Here is a 22,786-nt window from a genome sequence, read left to right as displayed (position 1 = left end):
GCGACCGGGGCGCGAACGCGGGCCGCGGGCGGCGGCATCAGACGAGCGCGGTAAACCGGTCGACGAGATCGGGTTGATCGAGCTGGTCGACCCACCAGTGCAGCGCGCGTCCGGCTTCGTCGCCGCGCCACGCGAGATAGCACTGCGTCGTGTCGCGCATGCCGGTCACCTCGCGTGCGACGAGCTTGCCCTGCTCGATCGCGCGTGCCGCGATGCAATCCGGGAGCGTGCCCACCGCGAGCCCTTCGCACTGCGCGGCCAGTTTCGCGGCGAGGGTGGGGACCGCGAGATACGGCTGTCCGGCATCGATCGCGACCGAGCGCGGCTGCAGCTCGCGCGATGTATCGCTGATCACGGCGCCGCGATACTCGACGACGGACGCCATCGACAGCGGTTCGGGCAATGCCGCGAGCGGATGGGTGGGGGCGACGGCGAACACGTGCCGGAGCGAGCCGATCGGCCGCGCGACGATGTCCGGCAGTTCCGGCGGCTCGCCCGCCGCGCCGACGACGAGATCCGCGCGCCGCGAAATCAGCGCATCCCAGGTGCCGCCGAGGACTTCGGTGGACAGGCGCAGCCGCGTGTCCATCTCGAGCCCGTAGAACGCATGCACGTACGGCCACAATGCCTCGAAGGGCAGGATCTCGTCGATGCAGATGCGCACCTCGGTTTCCCAGCCTTGCTGCGCGCGCTGCGCTTTCAGTTCGAGCTGCTCGGCCGCATACAGGAGCCGGCGGCCTTCCTCGACGACCACGCGCCCCGCGTGCGTGAGCTTCGCGCGGCGTCCGCTGCGGTCGAACAGCGCGACGCCGAGATCGCTTTCGAGCTTTTGCACGAGATAGGTCAGCGCGGACGGTACGCGGTGCAGCAACTCGGCGGCCTCGGCGAACGTGCCGGTGCGGTCGATCGCGTCCAGTGCCTCGAGCGCTTCGAATGACAGCTTCATGATGAATTCCACGGGGGCATCGGGCTGTCATGTTATCGCCAAGCACGCCCGGCTCCAACACGATTCACGACAATTCAGCCGCGTACGCGATCGGAGCGCCCTCGATCGGCGCGCATCAGGCCGGCGTCGACGGCCCTTTCTTCGCGGCGGCCCGGGTGGCCTGCGCACCGGGCAGCGTGCCGAACATGTGCTGGCCGCACTTCGCGTCGCTCCACGCGGTTTTCAGCTGGATCCCGGACAGCACGCGGCGTGCGACCGGCAGGATCTGTTCGCCGGCGAGGATGCCCAGCAGGCCGGCCAATGCGACGGTGGGCGGCGCCGGCGATGCAACCCCGATCAGCGCGTAGACGACGCCCGCGAGGATGCCGGCCAATAACGATGCAATATAGGACGTCATGATTCGAATAAGGGAAATGACAACCGTGTGAAAAATACGGATAAATACCGATCGGTCGATGATCGGAAAATCAATTTGGAGCGTAGCAGGTCTGCTCCGGAGGCGCGTATTTAATTCGGCGGTTTTAAGATCTTTTAAGGCCTGAATTTAGGGTTTTTATTAATCAAATCGATTAATTGGCGCTACGATGAATTCGCGTGTTGAATGACACCGGCTGGTAGGCGAACCTCCCGTCACAGCGCAGTGGGCGCCTCCCGGTTGGCCGGTGAGGCTGGCTCTCTCTTTTCCCGCGTCAAAGGATATGACCGCCATGAGCAATCCGAAACTTGAAGTACTCACTCCCCACAACAGCCAGATCATCTTCATCGATCAGCAGCCGCAGATGGCGTTCGGCGTGCAGTCGATCGACCGCCAGGTACTGAAGAACAACGTCGTCGGGCTCGCGAAGGCCGCGAAGGTGTTCAACATCCCGACCACGATCACGACGGTCGAGAGCGACAGCTTCTCGGGTTACACCTACCCCGAACTGCTCGACGTGTTCCCGAACCAGAAGACGCTCGAACGCACGTCGATGAACTCGTGGGACGACCAGAAGGTGCGCGACGCGCTGGCCGCAAACGGCCGCAAGAAGGTGGTCGTGTCGGGCCTGTGGACGGAGGTCTGCAACACGACGTTCGCGCTCTGCGCGATGCTCGAAGGCGACTACGAGATCTACATGGTCGCCGATGCGTCGGGCGGCACGTCGAAGGACGCGCACGACTTCGCGATGCAGCGGATGGTGCAGGCCGGCGTCGTGCCGGTGACCTGGCAGCAGGTGCTGCTCGAATGGCAGCGCGACTGGGCGCACCGCGAGACCTATGACGCTGTGATGGCGATCGCGAAGGAACACTCGGGCGCGTACGGGATGGGTGTCGACTACGCGTACACGATGGTCCACAAGGCTGCACCGCGCACGGCGACGCCGCACGAGTCGATTCCGCCGGTTCCGGCGAAGTAATTGCGGGCAGTTGCGACTGCCCGTGCCGATGCCGCGTGTTCTGCACGAATACGCGCCATCGGCTCCATGAAAATCGCGGGCGGCTGCCGTGACTGCCTCACGGATGTCGCCCGCGCCTGTTTTCCAGGACGTAAAGCCTGCATTTCAACCTGACCGGGACATTGATCGTATGGAACCTTATCTGGTTTCCCTTGGCGCGGGTTTGCTGATCGGCGTGATCTACAGCGCGATCAAGGTCCGTTCTCCGGCACCGCCGCTGATTGCCCTTGTCGGGTTGCTCGGCATGGTGATCGGCGTGCAGGCCATTCCCGCCGTCAAACAGCTTTTTGGCTTCTGATCGATACGAGGTGACGCACATGACCGCAACCGAGTCCCAACCGGATCTGATCCTTCACAACGGAAGGTTCACGACCCTCGACCGCGCGAACCCCGTCGCGACCGCCGTCGCAATCAAGGACGGCCGCTTCGTCGCGGTCGGCCACGACGCGGACGTGATGCCGCTCGCGGGCCGCGCGACGAAGGTCGTCGATCTCGAGGGCCGCGGCGCGCTGCCGGGCCTGATCGACAACCACTGCCACGTGATTCGCGGCGGCCTGAACTACAACATGGAACTGCGTTGGGACGGCGTGCCGTCGCTCGCGGTTGCAATGGACATGCTCAAGCGGCAGGTGGCGATCACGCCCGCGCCGCAATGGGTGCGCGTGGTCGGCGGCTTCACCGAGCACCAGTTCGCCGAGAAGCGCCTGCCGACGATCGACGAACTCAACGCGGCCGCGCCCGATACGCCGGTGTTCATCCTGCACCTGTACGATCGCGCGCTGCTGAACGCGGCCGCGCTGCGCGTGGTCGGCTACACGAAGGACACGCCGGAGCCGCCGGGCGGCACGATCCTGCGCGATGCCGCGGGCAACCCGACCGGGCTGCTGCTCGCGAACCCGAACGCGACGATCCTGTACGCGACGCTCGCGAAGGGGCCCAAGCTGCCGTTCGAATACCAGTACAACTCGACGCGCCACTTCATGCGCGAACTGAACCGTCTCGGCGTGACCGGCGTGATCGACGCGGGCGGCGGTTCGCAAAACTATCCGGACGACTACGAGGTGATCCGCAAGCTGCACGACGCGGGCGAGATGACGATCCGGATCGCGTACAACCTGTTCACGCAGAAGCCGAACGCCGAGAAGGAAGACTTCGTGAACTGGACGAAGAGCACGAAGTATCACGATGGCACCGACTACTTCCGCAACAACGGCGCGGGCGAAATGCTGGTGTTCTCGGCGGCCGACTTCGAGGACTTCCGCGTCGCGCGTCCGGACCTGCCGGCGCAGATGGAAGACGATCTCGAGGGCGTCGTGCGCGTGCTCGCACAGAACCGCTGGCCGTGGCGCATGCATGCGACGTATGACGAAACGATCAGCCGCGCGCTCGACGTGTTCGAGAAGGTGAACAAGGACATCCCGCTCGAAGGGCTGAACTGGTTCTTCGATCACGCGGAAACCATCACCGAAAAGTCGATGGATCGTATCGCGGCGCTGGGCGGCGGCATCGCGGTGCAGCACCGGATGGCGTACCAGGGCGAATACTTCGTCGAGCGTTACGGCGCGCAGGCGGCCGAAGCGACGCCGCCGGTCGCGAAGATGCTGTCGAAGGGCCTCAAGGTGTCGGCCGGCACCGACGCGACGCGCGTGGCGTCGTACAACCCGTGGGTGTCGCTGTCCTGGCTCGTGACGGGCAAGACGATCGGCGGGCTGCGCATGTATCCGCAGCGCAACCTGCTCGATCGCGAGACCGCGCTGCGCATGTGGACCGAATACGTGACGTGGTTCTCGAACGAGGTCGGCAAGAAAGGGCGGATCGCGGTCGGGCAGTTGGCCGACGTGGTCGTGCCGGATCGCGACTTCTTCGCGTGCGCGGAGGACGACATCGCGGGCACGACCGCGTTGCTGACGGTGGTCGGCGGCCGGATCGTGTGGGGCGCGGGCCCGTTCGCGTCGCATGACGCGCCGATTCCGCCCGCGATGCCGGACTGGTCGCCGGTGCGCGAGTACGGCGGCTACGGCGGCTGGGGCGCGACGCAGCGCAGCGGCGCACCGCTGCAACGCGCGGCGGCCGCCGCGATGTGCGGCTGCGCGAATGCGTGCAACGTGCACCAGCATGCGCACGCGAGCGCGTGGGGCAGCGCATTGCCGACGTCGGACACGAAGGGCTTCTGGGGCGCGTTCGGCTGTTCCTGCTGGGCGGTCTGACATGGTGACGACAACCGGCCGGTACAGCCCCGCGTGGATCCGTGCGCTGCTCGCGCAGCCGTGGATCGGCGCGCTGGTTCGACTTGCACTCGTGTCCGCCTTTCTGATCGGCGGGATCAACAAGGCGATGCACTTCGACGCAGCAATCGCGGAGCAGGCGCATTTCGGTTTGCACCCGCCCGCGTTGTGGGCTGCACTGGCGGTCGTCGTCGAGATCGGCGGCTCGCTGTGCATCGTGTTTCGCCGCTTCACGTGGCTCGGCGCCGGCAGCCTCGGCATGCTGACGCTCGTCGCGATGGCGGTGGCGAACGACTTCTGGAACCAGACGGGCGCTGCGCATTTCATGGCGCTCAACAGCTTCTTCGAGCATCTCGGGCTGATCGCGGCACTCGTCCTCGTCACGATGCTCGGCGACGTGCGAAGCGGGGAAGGGGACGGACGAAGCTGATCGTCTGCTGTCCAGACGATTGCAGCAGGAAGGAGCGGCGATCACGAAGCACGTTCGCTCGACATGCCCGGCGCCGATGTGGGCGGGCGGTTTCCGCGCCGCACGCACGGCGTTCGCGGCGTGGCCGAAACCCTTCGTCGTACCGGCGCCGACGCTCGCGGTCGGGCCGCATGACGACACGGCGCACGTGCACGCGGCGCCCGCCCGAGGAATTCGACCGTTTCACCGACAGCATCGTCGCCACGTACGGCGGCAGCAAGTCGAAGCGGGGGCGTTTTCCAGGTGACGCCGACGTATGGTCAGACCATTTCCCGGCTCGCCTTCGCGCCGTGCCGCGCGATTTCGGCACTTGCCAATATGTGGGAAACGTCGTGCATCCGGCACTGACGTCAGCAACGGGGCACGCCCCCACCCGAACACCGGCCTATCGGCCGCACTGATCCCATTGCAGGCTGCGCAGCGGCCACGATCCAGGTCTGCCTTCCTGATGACCGACAGCGCAAGCGGCGCCACGGTTCATCGACCCCGGCTAAACCCGCGCCCGAAACAATCGATCGAGCATGAACCGGCGTTCCGGTCAGCGCTCCGATTTGCGCGAGGTCGAGTTGCCCGCCGCCGCATGTCGCGCGGCAAGCGTCGACTGATCGAATTCAAAATTTGTCTAGTCATCCTGGCGATTTGTCCATTCATCCTGCACCAAATCCGTGCCGGAATTCCCCGCAAAGAGGCGCGTCAGAGCCCCGTATTTAGGGGATTTCCCGCGTTTACGCGGTTTTTTTTGATCAACGCTTGTCCGGCCGTTTTTCTTCTTGCATGCTTGTATAGACAAATTCCTGAGGCGTCTTGCAGACCGAAGGGATGACGAACTTCAACGCAAGGAGAAATCTCGTGAACGGCAAGCGCATCAAGTGGGCAATCAGGACGATCGGCGCGATCGCGGCGGCTGCGGCAACCCTCGCCGCGCCGGTGCAGGCAAAGGAATGGAAGACTGTGACGGTCGCGCTCGAAGGCGGCTACGCGCCGTGGAACCTCACGCTGCCGGGCGGCAAGCTCGGCGGCTTCGAACCGGAACTGCTCGCCAACGTGTGCGAGCGGATCAAGGTCCAGTGCAACATGGTCGCGCAGGACTGGGACGGGATGATTCCTGGCCTGCAGGCCGGCAAGTTCGACATCCTGATGGATGCGATCTCGATCACGCCGGAGCGCGAGAAGATCCTGCTGTTCTCGCGTCCGTATGCAGCCACGCCCGCGACGTTCGCCGTCACCGATACGAAGATCCTGCCGAAGGCCGCGCCCGGCGCGCCGATCGTCAAGCTGACCGGCGACGCGAATGCGGACAAGGCAACCGTCGATGCGCTGCGCAAGCAGTTGAAGGGCAAGACGATCGGCATCCAGTCGGGCACCGTCTATACGAAGTTCATCAACGACGGCTTCAAGGACATCGCGTCGATCCGCGTATACAAGACGTCGCCCGAGCGCGATCTCGACCTCGTCGCCGGTCGCATCGACGCATCGTTCGACGACGTCACGTACTACGCGGCGAACACCGGGAAGAAGGAGAACGCGTCGATCGTGCTCGCGGGCCCGAAGCTCGGCGGCCCGATCTGGGGGCCGGGCGAGGGCCTCGCGTTCCGCAAGCAGGATGCCGACCTGAAGACGAAGTTCGATGCGGCGATCGGCGCGGCACTCGCGGACGGCACCGTGAAGAAACTCGCCGACAAGTGGTTCAAGACCGACGTCACGCCGTAAGTACACGCGTGGCCGCCGCTGCATGAGCGACCCGACGGTCGCGCAGCGGCGCGCATCCTGCCGATCCACTCAACGCTTGCCGGGAGGCACGCATGGCCATCCTTGAAATGCTGGGCTTCGGAACCGAAGGCTGGGGCGGCGTCCTGCTGCTCGCAGCGCTGATGACGATCGCGCTGACGCTCGCCGCGCTCGCGGTCGGTGCCGTGATCGGCGCCGGCATCGCAGCCGCGAAACTGTCGCGCCACCGCAGCGCGCGCGTGTTCGGCGACCTCTACACGACGGTGTTTCGCGGCGTGCCCGAACTGCTCGTGATCTACCTGTTCTATTTCGGCGGCTCGACGCTCGTCACGACCGTCGGCCAGTGGTTCGGCGCGGAAGGTTTCATCGGCGTGCCGCCGTTCGTGATCGGCGCGCTGGCGGTCGGAATGATCTCGGGCGCGTACCAGGCCGAGGTGTATCGCGCGGCCGTGCTGGCCGTGTCGAAGGGCGAGCTCGAAGCGGCGCGCTCGATCGGCATGCCGCGAAGCATGGTGCTGCGCCGCATCCTGATTCCGCAGGTGCTGCGTTTCGCGCTGCCCGGCATCGGCAACGTGTGGCAACTGAGCCTCAAGGATTCCGCGCTGATCTCGGTCACCGGGCTCGCCGAGCTGCTGCGCACCAGCCAGATCGCCGCGAACTCGACGCACCAGTATTTCGTGTTCTTCGTCGCGGGCGGGGCGCTCTATCTCGTGATGACGGGCCTGTCGAACCGCGTGTTCAACCGGGCGGAAGCGATTGTCGGCCGCTCGTTCCGCCGCAATTTCGCACGCAACTGACGGAGCGATCGCATGTCCATCGATTTCGACTTTCTCCTCGACACGCTGCGCCAGCTGCTCGCGGCCGTGCCGACCACGCTCGGCCTGTTCTTCGCATCGCTCGTGCTCGGCGGCCTGCTGTCGCTCGTCATCGTCACGATGCGCGTGTCGCCGCACTGGCTGCCGAACCGCTTCGCGCGTGCGTACATCCTCGTGTTTCGCGGCTCGCCGCTGCTGATCCAGATGTTCCTCGTGTACTACGGGCTCGGCCAGTTCGGCGTGATCCGCGAGAGCTTCATGTGGCCGCTGCTGCGCGAACCGTATGTGTGCGCGGTGCTGTCCCTCGCGCTGTGCACGGCCGGCTATACGGCCGAAATCCTGCGCGGCGGCTTGATGGCCGTGCCGGTCGGGCAGATCGAGGCCGGTTATTCGATCGGCCTCTCGGGCTTCGCGCTGCTGCGTCGCGTGATCGGCCCGATCGCGCTGCGCCAGTGCCTGCCCGCGTATTCGACCGAAGCCGTGCTGCTCGTCAAGTCGACCGCGCTGGCGAGCCTCGTCACCGTGTGGGAAGTGACGGGCGTCGCGCAGCAGATCATTCAACAGACCTACCGGACGACCGAGGTGTTCGTGTGCGCGGCCCTCATCTACCTGGGCCTGAACTTCATTGTCGTGCGCGTGCTCGGCGCGCTCGAATGGCGGCTGTCGGGCCACCTGCGCGCGCCGAAGCAGACCGGCGCGCCGGCCGCGGCCGCGCGCGACGCCCGGCGCGTCGCGTCCTGAGCGCATCCATCCTTCCAGGAGAATCCGATGAACACCGCTGCTCCCGTTGCCCTGTCGGTCAGGAACATCCACAAGTCGTTCGGCGATCATCACGTGCTGAAGGGCATTTCGCTCGACGCGCACGAAGGCGACGTGATCTCGATCCTCGGCGCGAGCGGCTCGGGCAAGAGCACGTTCCTGCGCTGCCTGAACCTGCTCGAAACGCCCGACGACGGCACTGTCGCGCTCGCCGGCGAGGAACTGAAGATGAAGCGCGCGCGCGACGGCAAGCTGCAGCCGGGCGACCGGCGCCAGGTCGACCGGATCCGCTCGCAGCTCGGGATGGTGTTCCAGAACTTCAACCTGTGGTCGCACATGACGGTGCTCGACAACCTCGTCGAAGGTCCGCTGCGCGTGCAGAAGCGCAGTCGCGCCGAAGCGGTCGAGGAAGCCGAGGCGCTCCTCGCGCGCGTCGGCCTCGCGGACAAGCGCGGCTACTATCCGGCGCACCTGTCCGGCGGCCAGCAGCAGCGCGTCGCGATCGCCCGTGCGCTCGCGATGCATCCGAAGGTGATGCTGTTCGACGAACCGACGTCGGCGCTCGATCCGGAACTGGTCGGCGAGGTGCTGCGCGTGATGCGTTCGCTCGCCGAGGAAGGGCGCACGATGCTGGTCGTCACGCATGAAATGGGTTTCGCACGGCACGTGTCGAATCGCGTGATGTTCCTGCATCAGGGCGAGGTCGACTCCGACGGCACGCCCGGCGACCTGTTCGGCGGCCAGTGCTCGGAGCGCTTCCGGCAGTTCGTGTCGAGCCATCACGACCGCGCCGCGAACTGAGGCCATCATGACCGTATTCCGTTCGGCAAGGCCGCTCGACTGGCGGCAGATCGCGGAGGTGGCCGCCGGCGAACCGCTGGCGCTCACGGACGAAGCGCGCGTGCGTGTCGCCGTGGCACGCGAGCTCGTCGATGAAATCGTCGCGCGCGGCATCCGCGCGTACGGCGTCAACACCGGCGTCGGCGCGCTGTGCAACGTGATCGTGTCGCCGGCGCAGCAGAGCACGCTGTCGCGCAACATCCTGATGAGCCACGCGGTCGGCGTCGGCGCGCCGCTCGGCGCGGCGGAAACGCGCGCGATCATCGCGGCGGCGATCAACAATTACGCGCACGGGCATTCCGGCGTGCGCGCCGATGTCGTCGACCAGCTCGTCGCGCTGCTTGAACACGATTGCCTGCCGGAGGTGCCGGCGCACGGGTCGGTCGGGTATCTGACACATATGGCGCACGTCGCGCTCGTCTGCATCGGTCACGGCCATGCGCGCCACCGCGGCGAGCGGATGCGCGGCGACGAAGCGTTGCGCCGCATCGGCCGCGAGCCGCTGGTGCTCGGTGCGAAGGAGGGGCTGAGCCTCGTCAACGGCACGCCGTGCGTGACGGGGCTGGCCGCGCTCGCGCTCGCCCGCGCGGAGCGGCTGCTCGACTGGGCCGACTGGGTCGCGGCGATGAGCTTCGAGAACCTCGGCGGGCAGCTGGCCTCCTTCGATCCGGCATCGCTCGCGCTACGCGTTTCGCCCGGCATCGGGCAGGTCGGCGCACGGCTGCGCGCGCTGCTCGCCGACAGCGGGATGCTCGGCGCGGCGAGCGGCCGGCATACGCAGGATCCGCTCAGCCTGCGCACGATTCCGCATGTGCACGGCGCGGCACGCGACGTATTCGCCGTGACGGCGGAAGTGGTCGATCGCGAACTGGCGTCCGTCACCGACAACCCGATCGTCGCCGGCACGCGCGACGAACCGGCCGTCCATTCGCAGGCGCATGCGGTCGGCGCCGGCATTGCGCTCGCGATGGACAGCCTCGCGGCCGCGATGGCACAGGTCGCGGCGATCGCCGAACGGCGTCTCGACCGTCTCGTCAATCCGCTCGTCAGCGGGCTGCCGGCGTTTCTCGCGACGCCGGGCGGCACGTGTTCCGGCTTCATGATCGCGCAGTACACGGCAGTCGCCCTCGTCGCGCAGAACCAGCGGCTCGCGGCGCCCGCGAGCCTCGACGGCGGCATCACGTCGGGGCTGCAGGAAGATCACCTGTGCCATGCGACGCCGGCGGCGCTGAAGGCGCTCGACATCATCGAGAACACGACGCGCGTGCTCGCGATCGAGATGCTGGCGGCCGCGCAGGCGTACGATCTGCAGGCGAACGGCGCGGCGCGGGCCGCGCCCACCGATACGTTGTGGCGGCACGTGCGCGAACGCGTGCCCGCGTACCAGGACGACCGGCCGCTCGCGGACGACATCGCGATCGCGACCGGCATCGTCGCAGGGATGCCGCCGCCGGTGCTGTGACGTCGGGCGACGGGGGGCGGTGGCGGGTTATCTGGATATCTAACAATCATTCGGGCGAGGGCGCATGAACCATACGGAACGACACCTTTCCGCCGGGCTGGCGGTCGCGTCGGGCGACGACGTGCCGGCGCGCGCGCTGCCGGCCTACCAGCAGATCAAGCGCTACGTCGTCGAGCGGATCGCGAAAGGCGACTGGAAACCCGGCGGGGCGATTCCGACCGAAGCCGAACTGGTCAAGGAGTTCGGCGTCGCGCGGATGACGGTGTCGCGTGCACTGCGCGAGCTGACCGCCGAGCGCGTGCTGACCCGCATCCAGGGCGCGGGCACGTTCGTCGAACGGCGGCATTACGAATCGACGGTGCTGGAGATCCGCAACATCGCGGACGAGATCGCGGAGCGCGGCCATCGGCATAGCGGGCGCGTGCTGCTGCTCGAAAGCAGCGACGATACGGAGGCGATCGAAGCGCTCGGGCTGCGCTCGGGGCCGGTGTTTCATTCGCGTATCGTGCATTACGAGGACGACGAGCCGATCCAGTTCGAGGATCGCTACGTGAACCCGGCGCTGTTTCCCGCGTATCTGGAACAGGACTTCACGGTCGAGACGCCGAATCACTATATGGTGCGGCTCGCGCCGATCCAGCGCGCGGAGTTCCGGATCTATGCGCAGAAGCCCGATGCGCAGGTGCGCCGGCACCTGGTGATGGAAATCGGCGAGCCGTGCTTGTTGCTCCGGCGGCGGACCTGGGTCGGTGAACAGGTCGCGACGTCGGTGCGGTTGTGGCATCCGGCGTCGCGGTTTCATTTGGCGGGGAGGGTGTAGGGGGCGGCCGGGGTTAGCCGGAAAGTGTGCCGGTTACCAAACCGTATCGTTGGCAGACTCACGCGGCAACCCGCTGAACCGCGGGCGATCCGGAACGACCGTCACCTTTCTGTTTGTCGATGTCGAGGCCGACGGTACGCCCGCGGTTTCGCGAACCTGCGTCAGCGCATGCCGCCACTGGCGACGATGTGCTCGCCCGTCAGCCACTTTGCGTCGTCGGAAGCGAGGAAAACCGCAATCGATGCGACGTCGTCCGGTCTGCCCACGCGCCCGAGTGGCGTCTGGCTGACCGCCGAATGCTCGAACTCCGATCCGATCACCCCGGCGCTTTGCGCGCCTTCGGTCACGATCACGCCCGGATTGATCGTGTTCACGCGAATTCCTCGTGGCCCGAGTTCACGTGCGAGTGCGCCAGTGATGGAATCCACCGCGCCTTTCGTGCCGCTGTAGACGGCGGTCGTCGCCGGTGTGAGCGTCGAGACGACCGAGCTGACATTGATGATGCTGGCGCCTTCGCCGAGGTGCTGGACGGCGGCCTGTGTCGTGAGCAGGACCCCGAGCACGTTGATGTCGAACTGCCTGCGGTATTGCGCTTCCGCGAATGCTTCGATCGGCGCGAACTCGTAGACGCCCGAGTTGTTGACGAGGATGTCGAGGCGGCCGTACGTTTCGATCGCCGCATCGACGATGCCTTTCGCGTCGGCCGCCTTCGACACGTCGCCGCCCACGGCAACGGCTTTCCCACCGGCCGTGGTGATGGCGGACACGACGTCGTCCGCGCCGGCCTTGCTGCTTGCGTAGTTCACGACGACCGACGCGCCCTCTGCCGCGAGCGCCTTGGCGATGGCGGCGCCGATACCCTTCGACGCACCGGTTACAACGGCCACTTTCCCTGCAAGCTTGCCCATGATGTTCACCTCAGTGTGAATGATTCCGTTGATGGACACCGGCCTGCCGTCTCGCACGATGCGATCGCCGGTGTTTTCTGCCTATGCGGACCTGCATGCGGTCGCGATCGGTTGGCGCGGCGCGACTGGCCGGGCATCGATGCGCGGGACACGGCATCGTCAACCCGGCCATGCCGAATTGCGGATGACGGAACAGAAGTCTCCCCGATGGAAATGAGGCTCCTTGTCGGCGATCACGTCGGCTTTCACGTTGCCGAACGTGGTCTCCGGTTTGTGCTTGATGCCGTTGTAGAACGCCTGAATGATCTCTTCCTTGAAGTGCGGCGGGCGCGGATGCGCATGCGTGACGGCTTCGCGTTCCTCGTGCGAGAACGCGTGGTACGAAAGTCCGAGCACATCCATCTCGACCCCGGCGGTCACCAGTGCGACAACCGGGTGCATATGGCGCGGAATGCCGGGCGTGGTATGCAGCGCAATGGCCGTCCAGACGAGATCGATGTCGGCCGCGGTGATGCCCCGGCCCGAGAGAAACTCGCGGGCCGCATTGGCTCCGTCGACTTCGAAGCGCTCGGTGGCGCTGCTGTACGCGCCGGTGAGGCCGATGTCATGGAACATGGCGCCCGCGTACAACAGTTCCGGATCGAATTTCAGGCCGCGGCGCGCGCCCTCCAGGGCGCCGAACAAATAGACGCGGCTCGAATGATGAAAGAGCAGCGGGGTGGACGTGTCGCGCACGAACTCGGTAATTTCCCGCGCAAGCTGACTGTCGGGCACGGCGACATCCTGAATGACCTGCGACATGACGGTTCTCCATCGAAATGTGAGCGGACGCTGGCGTCGTGGCGGACGCCGCACGCGAATGGCCGGCTACTTCGTCGCAGTCGTTGCCCCGATTCTTGCCAGCGCCTCGCGAACGCCCGCGCCGTACTCGGGGTCGGCCTTCGCGCAATTGAGGATGTGGCGCTCCTGGATATGCGCGTGGACGGAGGCCATCTGGCGAGCGGTGTTATCGAACAGCAAGTGTTGTTGCGCCTGGCTCATCAGGCGAAACAGATTCCCGGGCTGCGCGAAGTGATCGACGTCCACGCGGTGGTCCCAATGTGCGGCGTCGCCTTCGATCCGCAGCGGCGGCTCGTGAAGATCGGGCCGCACTTCCCACTCGCCGGAACTATTCGGGTAGTAGGACGGTGTGCCGCCGAGGTTGTCGTCGGTGCGCATGGCGCCATCGCGATGGTAGCTGTGGAAGGGGCACTTCGGCGCATTGACGGGAATGTGATTGAAGTTCACGCCCAGCCGATAACGTTGCGTGTCGCCATAAGAGAACAGCCGCGCCTGCAGCATCTTGTCCGGCGAAAAGCCGATGCCGGGCACGACGTTCGCGGGCGAAAACGCCGCCTGCTCGACCTCGGCGAAGTAGTTGCCCGGGTTGCGGTTCAATTCGAGCACGCCTGCCTCGATCAACGGGAAATCGCTTTTCGGCCAGACCTTGGTCAGGTCGAACGGGTTGAACGGCAGTGCCCTGGCCTCGTCGTCGTTCATCACCTGAATGAAGAGAGTCCAGCGCGGGAAGTCGCCGCGTTCGATGCTTTCGTAAAGGTCGCGGCCATGCGTTTCGCGATCCTTGCCCACGAGCTGTTCGGCTTCGCCGTCGGTCAGATTCGCGATGCCTTGCTGCGTACGGAAGTGGAATTTCACCCACGTCCGCCGATTGTCGGCATCGACGAGGCTGAACGTATGGCTACCGAATCCATGCATGTGGCGATAGCTGCGCGGTATGCCCCTGTCGCTCATGACGATCGTGACCTGGTGAAGCGCTTCCGGCAGGAGCGTCCAGAAGTCCCAGTTGCTGTTTGCGCTGCGCAGTCCCGTGCGCGGGTCGCGCTTGATCGCGTGGTTGAGATCGGGAAAACGCAGCGGGTCACGGAAAAAGAACACGGGCGTGTTGTTGCCCACGATGTCCCAGTTCCCTTCTTCCGTATAGAACTTCACCGCGAAGCCGCGGATGTCGCGCTCGGCATCCGCGGCGCCGCGCTCGCCGGCGACGGTCGAAAAGCGCATGAATACCGGCGTTGCCTTGCCGATTTCCGAAAAGAGTTTCGCCTTGGTGTAGCGCGTGATGTCGTGCGTCACCGTGAATACGCCGTGCGCGCCCGATCCTTTGGCGTGCATGCGTCGTTCGGGAATGACCTCGCGGTCGAAGTGCGCGAGTTTCTCGATCAGCCAGATATCCTGCAGCAGCGCGGGACCGCGCGGGCCGGCCGTTTCGATGTTCAGATTGTCGGCAACGGGTGCACCCGTTGCGTGATCAAGACGCGTAGACGTATCGCGATTCTTCATGCGTCGACTCCAGGAGGGTTGGGCGGACCGGCGCAGCGCCATGCCGTTCCGGGCTGGCGGCCGCGCGAGGCTTGACGGGCAAATCAACGTGCTATCTCGGCAGGTGCGCCGAAATGAAACGGCCGGACCGCGATGGCCACCCGTTCAACGAGTGACGAGCCGCGGAGGCATCGACGAGTCGATGTGAGAGAAGCGTACCTGCGGGGTGACCGCGCGATCTTGTATAAAACAACGATTCGTTGGACGATTCGCGGGCGACCGTCGAATACCGGGGGGGGGCAGTGGCTGAATTCGGATCAGGAGGCGGCGGATCGAGCTGACACACATGCGCCGCCCGTGACGTTTGCACCTGTCCGGTGCTATCGGTTCCGCTGCGCCCAGTCTTTCGGCCCGCATCCCTCGAGACGCGAGAACACGCGCGAAAAATGACTCTGGTCGAAAAATCCGCAGTCCGATGCGATGCTGGCCAGGCTCGCATCGGTTTCCCGCAACAGCGATTTCGCGCGCTCGATACGGCGCTTGAGCAGCCACTGATGGGGCGTGCTGCCGGTGGTCTGCTTGAAGGCTTCGCCGAAGTAGCTGGTGGAGAGATTGCACTCGCGTGCGAGATCGGCGATCGACGGATTGTCGTGCAGGTGGGACGCGAAATAATCCTCGATGCGCCGCATCTGCCAAGGAGCGATTCCGGAGCGGCGTGGCCGGAGCACCGGATCGGCTCGGCCATAGCGTGTGACGACGTGTTCGCAAAACGCCAGCGCGAGGTAATCGATGAACAACGCACTCGTCAGGTCGGGCTGCTGCAGGACCGTCTGCAGCGTATGCGACAGACTGAACAGCACCGGGTCGCTGGCGCCGAGATGCGGCTGCACGAGTCCTCCTATGCGCCGGCGCCGCTTTTGATCGGTGAACTCCTCGATCGCACCCTGGGCCAGATAGAGCCGCATGGTATCGAACGGCATGTCGAGACGGCGCGTCGGGCTCGCGCGCAGGTCGAGCAGATAACAGCTGCCAGGACTGCACGATGCGGAAGCATCGAGGTTGCCGCTTGAATAACGGAGGCCGGGATCGGGGCCGAGTATCAGCGGCATCTGGAAGACGAAGGCTTCCTCCGGTTGCGGCGTGAGCGAGCGCCCCGGTTGAGGCCGCGGGTTGATCAACCGGGTGAACGAGATCGGTTGCCCGTGGGAGAAAACGCCGGCCCTTACGGTGGGCGCGTCTCGCAGGAGAAACCGTCTGGCGAGCGTGTCGTCTGCAACGGGTTGCCCGAAATCGACAGGATCCTTGTCGTTCATTCATCGCGCCCTGGAGTGCGCCCGGTCGGGCGTGGTGTGCCTTTACCCGACGGCGTGTTCAAACGAAATCTGGCCCAATTTAGCGCAATTCGATGACGGCCGCGCGATGGGTGTTGTGACGCGCGAGACGCTGTCCGATTGCGGGCGCGACGCGCACCGCAAATGGCTCGTTTCGCACTCGCGCGAACCCGGAAAGTGCGCGGGTTTCGTTGCGCGCGCCAATGCTGGGCGGCTTCGTCAGCGTGAAGTCAGCGACGTCTGCCCGACGTGCGATGCCGGATCCCAGCCGCCGCCGAGTGCCTTGAACGTCGAGATCGCCGCACGCGCGGATTCCGTTTGTGCTTGCGCACGCGCGTCGGCGGCCTGGAGCAGCGTCTCGTTGGCGTGCAATACGTCGATGAAACTCGCCGCACCGCTGCGGTACGCGGTCATCGACGCATCCTTGGCGCGGGAAAACGACGACTCGGCATGCGACAGCGTGGCCGCCTGCGCCTGTCGGTTCACCAATGACGAGAGCGAGTTTTCGACGTCCTCGGACGCGCGGAGCACGGCCTGCCGATAGGCCGCGAGCGCTTGCGCGTCGGCGCCTTTCGCCGCTTCGACATCGGCGCCGATGCGCACGAAATCGAACAGGCGCCAGCGCAGCCCGACGAGGCCGGCCGCCTGGTTGGCGCCGCCCGAGAACAACGTGCCGGTGGCGGCGGAGGTCGCGCTGCCGAGGAAGGCGTTCAGCGAGACCGTCGGGTAGTACTCGCCGATCGCGGCGCCAATGCGCGCATTGGCCGCAGCGAGGTGACGTTCGGCGGCGATCAGGTCGGGACGTCTTTGCAGCAGATCGGCCGGCGTGCCCATTTCCGCGAGCGACGGCGCAACGGGGATCAGGGACGGCGGGCTCAGCTCCGCGCGGTGCGTGCCGGGAGGGGAGCCGAGCATCACATCGAGGGCGTTCGACGCTGCATCGAGCGCCGCAAGCAGGACGGGCACGCCGGCCTGAACCTGGTCGAGCGCACCCTGCGCCTGCTGAACCTGATAGTCGGCCGCCGCGCCTTTCGAATACAGGAGTTTCACGTCCGAGAGCAGCGCCTGCTGCGTCTGCACCTGCCGGGTCGCGATGTCCAGACGGGCCTGGAGCCCCCGGATCGTGACGTAGATGTCCGCGGTCTGGGCCGCGACGGCAAGGCGGGTGGCGACTGCCGCCGCCTGCGTCGCCGAGTAATCGGCGAGCGCGGCTTCACGCTGACGGCGCAGACCGCCGAAGATGTCGATCTCCCAACCGGCCTCCAGGTTGGTTTCGTACTCGGTGCCCCAGCGCGAGTAACCCGGCGTGGCATTGAGCAATTGTCCCAGCGGCGTGTCGACGGACTGATAGGCGCGTGCGGCCGACGCGGAAACCGAGGCCGACGGAAGAAGCGCCGCGTTGGCCGTGCCGAGGCGCGCACGCGCCTGAGTAATTTGCGCAACGGCCTGGGCCAGGTCCAGGTTCTGCGCCAGCGCCCGCGAAACGTAACGCGTGAGCAGCGGGTCGTTGAAGCTTTCCCACCACGCGGGCAGATCGGCAACCGGAGCCTTTGCCGTGCCGGCGGGCGGCTGGGTCATGTAGTGCTGCGCCAGCGGCGCATCCGGGCGGTGGTAGTCGGGACCCACGGCGCACGCCGAGAGGGCGGCGACGCTGGTCAGGAGAACAAGTGAACGGTGCAGGGGCATGATCATTTCGGGAGCGCAACGGTGAGCGGATGTTGTGACCAATATACAATATGGTCACGCGTTGTCAACTCGCGAGTGAGGGGCTAAGCTTGAGACATGAACAAACCGACTCCCTCCGCCTCCCCGTCCCGCGGCCCCTCGGACCACGAAGTTCGCGCCCAGATCGTCGACGCCGCAACGGAATACTTCAGCCGCTACGGCTACGAAAAGACCACCGTTTCCGACCTTGCGAAGGAAATCGGGTTTTCAAAAGCCTATATCTACAAATTCTTCGATTCCAAACAGGCGATCGGTCAAGTCATCTGCGCGAATCGCCTCGCCGCGATGATCACCGCCGTCAGGGAAAACATCGACGGCGTACACAGTGCGACGGAAAAATTTCGCCGTATGTTCAAGACCTTGCTTTCATCCGGAAGCGACCTCTTCTTCCAGGATCGCAAGCTGTACGACATCGCCGCCGTGTCGGCCGCATCACCCTGGCCATCGGTCCAGGGTTATGAGGACCAGATCCGGCAACTCGTCGCCGAGATCCTGCGGCTCGGGCGCGAAACCGGCGAATTCGAACGCAAGACCCCGCAGGACGAGGCGGTGAACGCGATCTTCCTGGTGATGAAACCCTATTTCAATCCGCTGCTGCTCCAGTACAACCTCGAGGGTGCGGAAGAGGCGACGACCCAACTTGCGAACCTGGTACTCAGAAGTCTCGCTCCATGAATCTCGTTGTGACTGTTGACTGAATTGGTCACCGGTATCAGAATGAGGGCTCCTGTTCTTTGCGAGAGGGGACCTCATGTTCCGGCGCCATCATTTTGTCTACACATTGGGCGTGGCTTCGCTTGCGCTCGCGGCATGCGGCGAGCATCCGGCCGCTGATCCGCGTACCGAGGCGCCACTTGTGCGTACGAGCGCCGTTCACGGCGCGGCGGGAGCGAGCCGATCGTTTTCGGGTGTCGTGGGCGCCCGCGTTCAGAGCGATCTCGGTTTCCGGGTTCAGGGCAAGGTCATCGAGCGGCTGGTCGACGCGGGCCAGACGGTCAAGCGCGGCCAGCCGCTGATGCGCATCGATCCGATCGATCTGGGGCTGCAGGCCCGTGCACAGCAGAAGCTCGTGGATGCCGCGCAGGCGCGCGCGACGCAGACGGCCGCTGACGAGGCGCGCTATCGGGATCTCGTCGCGGCAGGCGCGGTTTCGGCATCGACCTATGACCAGCTCAAGGCGGCCGCGGACTCCGCCAAGGCCCAGCTCGTCGCGGCGCAGGCGCAGGCCGTGCTCGCCAACAATGCGTCCGGATACGCCGTCGTCATGGCGGACGCCGACGGCGTGGTGGTCGAGACGCTGGCGGAGCCCGGCCAGGTCGTCGCGCCGGGACAAATCGTCGTGCGGCTCGCGCATGCCGGCCCCCGCGAAGCCGTCGTCCAGCTTCCCGAGACGCTGCGTCCCGCATCCGGCTCGATTGCCGAGGCGACGCTGTACGGCGCGGCCCAGAAGCCTGTTCCCGCCGTCCTGCGTCAGCTCTCCGACTCCGCCGATCGGCTGACACGGACCTACGAGGCGCGGTACGTCCTCCAGGGCGCGCTGTCGAATGCGCCGCTCGGCGCGACCGTGACGCTCGATCTCGCCGGCGATGCCGGCCACGCACCCGCCGGCATGGTGGTCCCGGTCGGCGCCGTGTTCGATCCGGGCACGGGCACCGGCGTCTGGACGGTCGACCGGGCCCAGTCGCGCGTGACCTGGCGCAAGGTGCGTGTCACCGCATTGAGCGACGACAGTGCGACGGTAACGGGCGACCTTCGCGACGGCGACCAGGTCGTCGCGCTCGGTGCCCAGTTGTTGCACGACGGAGAGCATGTGCGTCTCGCCAACGACAAGATGATCGCGGCATCCGTCTCCGCGCAAGGAGCGGCGCAATGAGCGGTTTCAACTTGTCGGCGCTCGCGGTGCGGGAGCGCTCGGTCACGCTGTTTCTGATCATCCTGATCTCGATCGCCGGCGTGGTTGCCTTCCTGAAACTGGGGCGGGCCGAAGATCCGCCCTTTACCGTCAAGTCGATGACGGTCATTACGGCATGGCCCGGCGCGACCGCACAGGAAATGCAGGACCAGGTGGCCGAGCCGCTCGAAAAGCGCATGCAGGAACTGCGCTGGTACGACCGGACGGAGACCTATACGCGTCCGGGGTTGGCCTTCACCACGGTGACCTTGCTCGACAGTACGCCGCCCGCGGACGTGCCCGAGGAGTTCTATCAGGCGCGCAAGAAGCTGCATGACGAAGCGGGCAACCTGCCGCCCGGCGTAATCGGCCCGCTCGTCAACGATGAGTACTCCGACGTAACGTTCGCGCTTTTCGCGCTCAAGGCAAAAGGCGAGCCGCAACGAGTGCTGGTGCGCGACGCCGAGGGATTGCGCCAGCGGCTTCTTCATGTGCCGGGCGTCAAGAAGGTGAACATCATCGGCGAGCAGGCGGAACGGATCTATGTCTCGTTTTCGCACGACCGGCTCGCGACACTCGGCGTGACGCCCCAGGAGATCTTTGCCGCGTTGAACAACCAGAACGTTCTGACGCCGGCCGGTTCGATCGATACGGCGGGCGCGCAGGTCTTCATTCGTGTCGAAGGCGCGTTCGACAAGCTGCAGACCATTCGTGACACGCCGATCGTCGTTCAGGGCCGCACGTTGAAGCTCTCCGACGTGGCGACCGTCGAACGCGGGTACGAAGACCCGGCCACGTTCCAGATTCGCAACAACGGCGAACCGGCGTTGCTGCTCGGCGTCGTGATGCGGGACGGCTGGAACGGGCTCAACCTCGGCAACGCGCTCGACGCGGAGGTCGCATCGATCAATGCCGGGATGCCGCTGGGCATGAGCCTCACGAAGGTGACCGACCAGGCCGTCAATATCCATTCGGCCGTCGACGAATTCATGGTCAAGTTCTTCGTCGCGCTGCTCGTGGTGATGGTCGTGAGCTTCGCGAGCATGGGATGGCGCGTCGGCATCGTCGTGTCGGCGGCAGTGCCGCTGACGCTCGCGGGGGTCTTCGTCGTGATGGCCGCCACGGGCAAGAGCTTCGACCGCATCACGCTCGGTTCGCTGATTCTCGCGCTGGGCCTGCTCGTCGACGACGCGATCATCGCCATCGAAATGATGGTCGTGAAAATGGAGGAGGGCTACAACCGCGTCCAGGCGTCGGCTTACGCGTGGAGCCATACGGCCGCGCCGATGCTGTCGGGCACGCTGGTCACGGCGGTCGGCTTCATGCCGAACGGCTTCGCGCGCTCGACGGCCGGCGAATACACGAGCAACATGTTCTGGATCGTCGGCATCGCGCTGATCACGTCGTGGGTCGTGGCCGTCGTCTTCACACCGTACCTCGGCGTCAAGCTGTTACCCGACATTGCCGTGATCGAAGGCGGCCACGAAGCGATCTACAACACGCGGAGCTACCAGCGCTTTCGCCGTTTCCTCGGACGCGTGATCGGACGCAAGTGGATGGTCGCCGGGATCGTGGTGGCATCGTTCGTGGTTGCCGTGATGGGCATGGGACTGGTGAAGAAGCAGTTCTTCCCGACGTCCGATCGCCCGGAAGTGCTCGTCGAAGTGCAGATGCCCTATGGGACGTCGATCGAGCAGACCGCGTCGGCAACGGAAAAGGTCGAGGCGTGGCTCGCGAAGCAGCCGGAAGCGCAGATCGTGACCTCATACATCGGGCAGGGCGCGCCGCGCTTTTATCTGGCCATGTCTCCGGAGTTGCCGGATTCGTCCTTCTCGAAGATCGTGATCCGCACGAGCGATGAGCACCAGCGGGAAGCGCTCAAATTCCGTCTGCGCAAGGTCGTCGCCGAAGGATTGGTGCCCGGGGCGCAGGTTCGCGTCACGCAGCTGGTGTTCGGCCCTTACTCGCCTTACCCCGTTGCGTTCAGGGTCATGGGCCCGGACGCGGGGACGTTGCGCACCATCGCCGCGCAGGTCGAGCGGACCATGAAGGCCAGCCCGATGATGCGAACGGTGAACGCCGACTGGGGGCCGCGTGTTCCCACCGTGCATTTCACGCTCGATCAAAATCGTCTCGGGTCGTTCGGGCTGACGTCCAGCTCGGTCGCGCAGCAACTGCAATTCCTGCTGACCGGAATTCCCGTCACGCACGTGCGCGAGGACATTCGTTCGGTGGAGCTGGTCGCGCGTTCGGCGGGAGACACCCGGCTCGACCCGCAACGGATCGAGGGATTCACGCTGATCGGTAACGCAGGGCAGCGGGTGCCGCTCTCGCAGGTCGGCAAGGTCGACATCCGCATGGAGGATCCGATCCTGCGCCGTCGCGATCGAACGCCGACGATTACCGTGCGTGGCGATATCGCCGAAGGATTGCAACCGCCCGACGTGTCGACCGCGATGCTCGCGCAATTGCAGCCCATCATCGCGAAGCTGCCGGGCGGCTACCGGATCGAGGAGGCCGGCTCCATCGAGGAGGCCAACAAGGCGACCAATGCGCTCGCGCCGCTGTTCCCGATCATGATTGCGCTGACGCTGCTCATCATCATTTTCCAGACGCGCTCGATTGCCGCGACCATGATGGTGTTCGCGACCAGTCCGCTGGGTTTGATCGGCGTGGTGCCGACACTCCTGCTGTTCAATCAGCCCTTCGGCATCAACGCATTGGTGGGGCTCATTGCGCTCTCCGGCATCCTGATGCGCAACACGCTGATCCTGATCGGCCAGATCGAAGAGAACACGCGTGCGGGCATGGCGCCGTTCGATGCGGTAGTGGAGGCCACCCTGCAGCGCTCGAGGCCCGTGATCCTGACTGCGGTTGCCGCGATGCTTGCGTTCATTCCGCTGACCCATTCCGTGTTCTGGGGCACGCTGGCTTATACGCTGATCGGAGGAACTTTCGCCGGAACGATACTGACGTTGGTGTTTCTGCCAGCTATGTACTCGATCTGGTTCAAGATCCAGCCCGGGGCAGAGGAAAGCCACTCTGCGCTCGAACCCAGCGCCAGCGTGACTTCGTAGACATGTGCGCTCCGGGCGATGATGGTCTCGCCCGGGGGCAA

Annotated in this window: 20 protein-coding genes; 13 read left to right on the top strand and 7 right to left on the bottom strand. The window is 65.6% G+C overall.

Annotation, left to right across the window (positions count from 1 at the left end):
* Positions 1-37 precede the first annotated feature (37 nt).
* Positions 38-946 (bottom strand): LysR family transcriptional regulator, encoded by a 909-nt coding sequence (locus tag APZ15_RS35880; protein WP_027792643.1) that lies wholly within the window; start codon positions 944-946, stop codon positions 38-40.
* Positions 947-1,061: 115 nt separating this feature from the next.
* Positions 1,062-1,343, bottom strand: coding sequence for a XapX domain-containing protein (locus tag APZ15_RS35875; RefSeq protein ID WP_027792644.1), 282 nt, complete (start codon positions 1,341-1,343; stop codon positions 1,062-1,064).
* A gap of 310 nt (positions 1,344-1,653) precedes the next feature.
* Here APZ15_RS35875 and APZ15_RS35870 point away from each other — a divergent pair, with 310 nt between their 5' ends.
* The 10 genes from APZ15_RS35870 to hutC all read left to right on the top strand — a co-directional run bounded on the left by APZ15_RS35870 (position 1,654) and on the right by hutC (position 11,497).
* Positions 1,654-2,340 (top strand): hydrolase, encoded by a 687-nt coding sequence (locus APZ15_RS35870; protein ID WP_027792645.1) that lies wholly within the window; start codon positions 1,654-1,656, stop codon positions 2,338-2,340.
* Between the two features lie 169 nt (positions 2,341-2,509).
* Positions 2,510-2,677 (top strand): DUF1427 family protein, encoded by a 168-nt coding sequence (locus APZ15_RS35865; protein ID WP_009692709.1) that lies wholly within the window; start codon positions 2,510-2,512, stop codon positions 2,675-2,677.
* Positions 2,678-2,696: 19 nt separating this feature from the next.
* A complete protein-coding gene (locus APZ15_RS35860) occupies positions 2,697-4,586 on the top strand; it encodes an amidohydrolase (RefSeq protein ID WP_057056494.1) in 1,890 nt (629 codons plus the stop codon).
* Position 4,587: 1 nt separating this feature from the next.
* Positions 4,588-5,034, top strand: coding sequence for a DoxX family protein (locus APZ15_RS35855; RefSeq protein ID WP_027792647.1), 447 nt, complete (start codon positions 4,588-4,590; stop codon positions 5,032-5,034).
* Between the two features lie 858 nt (positions 5,035-5,892).
* Positions 5,893-6,783 carry a transporter substrate-binding domain-containing protein gene (locus tag APZ15_RS35850; protein ID WP_217445044.1) on the top strand — a complete coding sequence of 297 codons (891 nt, stop codon included), beginning with the start codon at positions 5,893-5,895 and terminating at the stop codon, positions 6,781-6,783.
* Between the two features lie 92 nt (positions 6,784-6,875).
* Positions 6,876-7,598, top strand: a complete 723-nt coding sequence (locus tag APZ15_RS35845; protein WP_027792649.1) for an ABC transporter permease — start codon at positions 6,876-6,878, stop codon at positions 7,596-7,598.
* Between the two features lie 12 nt (positions 7,599-7,610).
* Positions 7,611-8,357 (top strand): ABC transporter permease, encoded by a 747-nt coding sequence (locus tag APZ15_RS35840; protein ID WP_027792650.1) that lies wholly within the window; start codon positions 7,611-7,613, stop codon positions 8,355-8,357.
* 27 nt (positions 8,358-8,384) lie between these two features.
* On the top strand, positions 8,385-9,176 hold the full coding sequence (locus tag APZ15_RS35835; protein ID WP_021158296.1) for an ABC transporter ATP-binding protein: 792 nt from the start codon (positions 8,385-8,387) through the stop codon (positions 9,174-9,176).
* A gap of 7 nt (positions 9,177-9,183) precedes the next feature.
* Entirely contained in the window at positions 9,184-10,677 is a 1,494-nt protein-coding gene (locus tag APZ15_RS35830) for an HAL/PAL/TAL family ammonia-lyase (protein WP_027792651.1), read from the top strand.
* A 64-nt stretch (positions 10,678-10,741) separates the two neighbouring features.
* Positions 10,742-11,497 (top strand): histidine utilization repressor, encoded by a 756-nt coding sequence (hutC, locus tag APZ15_RS35825; protein ID WP_027792652.1) that lies wholly within the window; start codon positions 10,742-10,744, stop codon positions 11,495-11,497.
* Positions 11,498-11,658: 161 nt separating this feature from the next.
* Here hutC and APZ15_RS35820 read toward each other — a convergent pair whose 3' ends face one another.
* From APZ15_RS35820 to APZ15_RS35800, 5 genes are all read right to left on the bottom strand, one after another.
* The gene (locus APZ15_RS35820) at positions 11,659-12,405 is read right to left on the bottom strand and encodes a glucose 1-dehydrogenase (protein ID WP_027792653.1); all 747 of its coding nucleotides are present in this window, start codon (positions 12,403-12,405) and stop codon (positions 11,659-11,661) included.
* A 159-nt stretch (positions 12,406-12,564) separates the two neighbouring features.
* Entirely contained in the window at positions 12,565-13,206 is a 642-nt protein-coding gene (locus APZ15_RS35815; protein ID WP_027792654.1) for an HD domain-containing protein, read from the bottom strand.
* Between the two features lie 66 nt (positions 13,207-13,272).
* A complete protein-coding gene (locus APZ15_RS35810; RefSeq protein ID WP_027792655.1) occupies positions 13,273-14,742 on the bottom strand; it encodes a catalase in 1,470 nt (489 codons plus the stop codon).
* A 359-nt stretch (positions 14,743-15,101) separates the two neighbouring features.
* Positions 15,102-16,034, bottom strand: a complete 933-nt coding sequence (locus tag APZ15_RS35805) for a helix-turn-helix domain-containing protein (RefSeq protein ID WP_080981934.1) — start codon at positions 16,032-16,034, stop codon at positions 15,102-15,104.
* A gap of 237 nt (positions 16,035-16,271) precedes the next feature.
* Complete coding sequence (locus tag APZ15_RS35800) at positions 16,272-17,738, bottom strand: efflux transporter outer membrane subunit (RefSeq protein ID WP_027792656.1); 1,467 nt, start codon at positions 17,736-17,738, stop codon at positions 16,272-16,274.
* A gap of 96 nt (positions 17,739-17,834) precedes the next feature.
* Here APZ15_RS35800 and APZ15_RS35795 point away from each other — a divergent pair, with 96 nt between their 5' ends.
* The 3 genes from APZ15_RS35795 (at position 17,835) to APZ15_RS35785 (ending at position 22,745) form a co-directional block, all read left to right on the top strand.
* Positions 17,835-18,452, top strand: coding sequence for a TetR/AcrR family transcriptional regulator (locus APZ15_RS35795; RefSeq protein ID WP_027792657.1), 618 nt, complete (start codon positions 17,835-17,837; stop codon positions 18,450-18,452).
* A gap of 76 nt (positions 18,453-18,528) precedes the next feature.
* Positions 18,529-19,650, top strand: a complete 1,122-nt coding sequence (locus APZ15_RS35790; protein WP_049096552.1) for an efflux RND transporter periplasmic adaptor subunit — start codon at positions 18,529-18,531, stop codon at positions 19,648-19,650.
* Complete coding sequence (locus APZ15_RS35785; RefSeq protein ID WP_027792659.1) at positions 19,647-22,745, top strand: efflux RND transporter permease subunit; 3,099 nt, start codon at positions 19,647-19,649, stop codon at positions 22,743-22,745. The genes APZ15_RS35790 and APZ15_RS35785 overlap by 4 nt, the downstream gene beginning before the upstream one ends.
* The last annotated feature ends 41 nt before the right edge of the window (positions 22,746-22,786 follow it).

It is taken from the genome of Burkholderia cepacia ATCC 25416, assembly GCF_001411495.1.
Classification (GTDB): Bacteria; Pseudomonadota; Gammaproteobacteria; order Burkholderiales; family Burkholderiaceae; genus Burkholderia; species Burkholderia cepacia.
The sequence above is the reverse complement of the archived record's forward strand: the minus strand, read 5'-3'. Positions and strand labels throughout refer to the sequence as shown.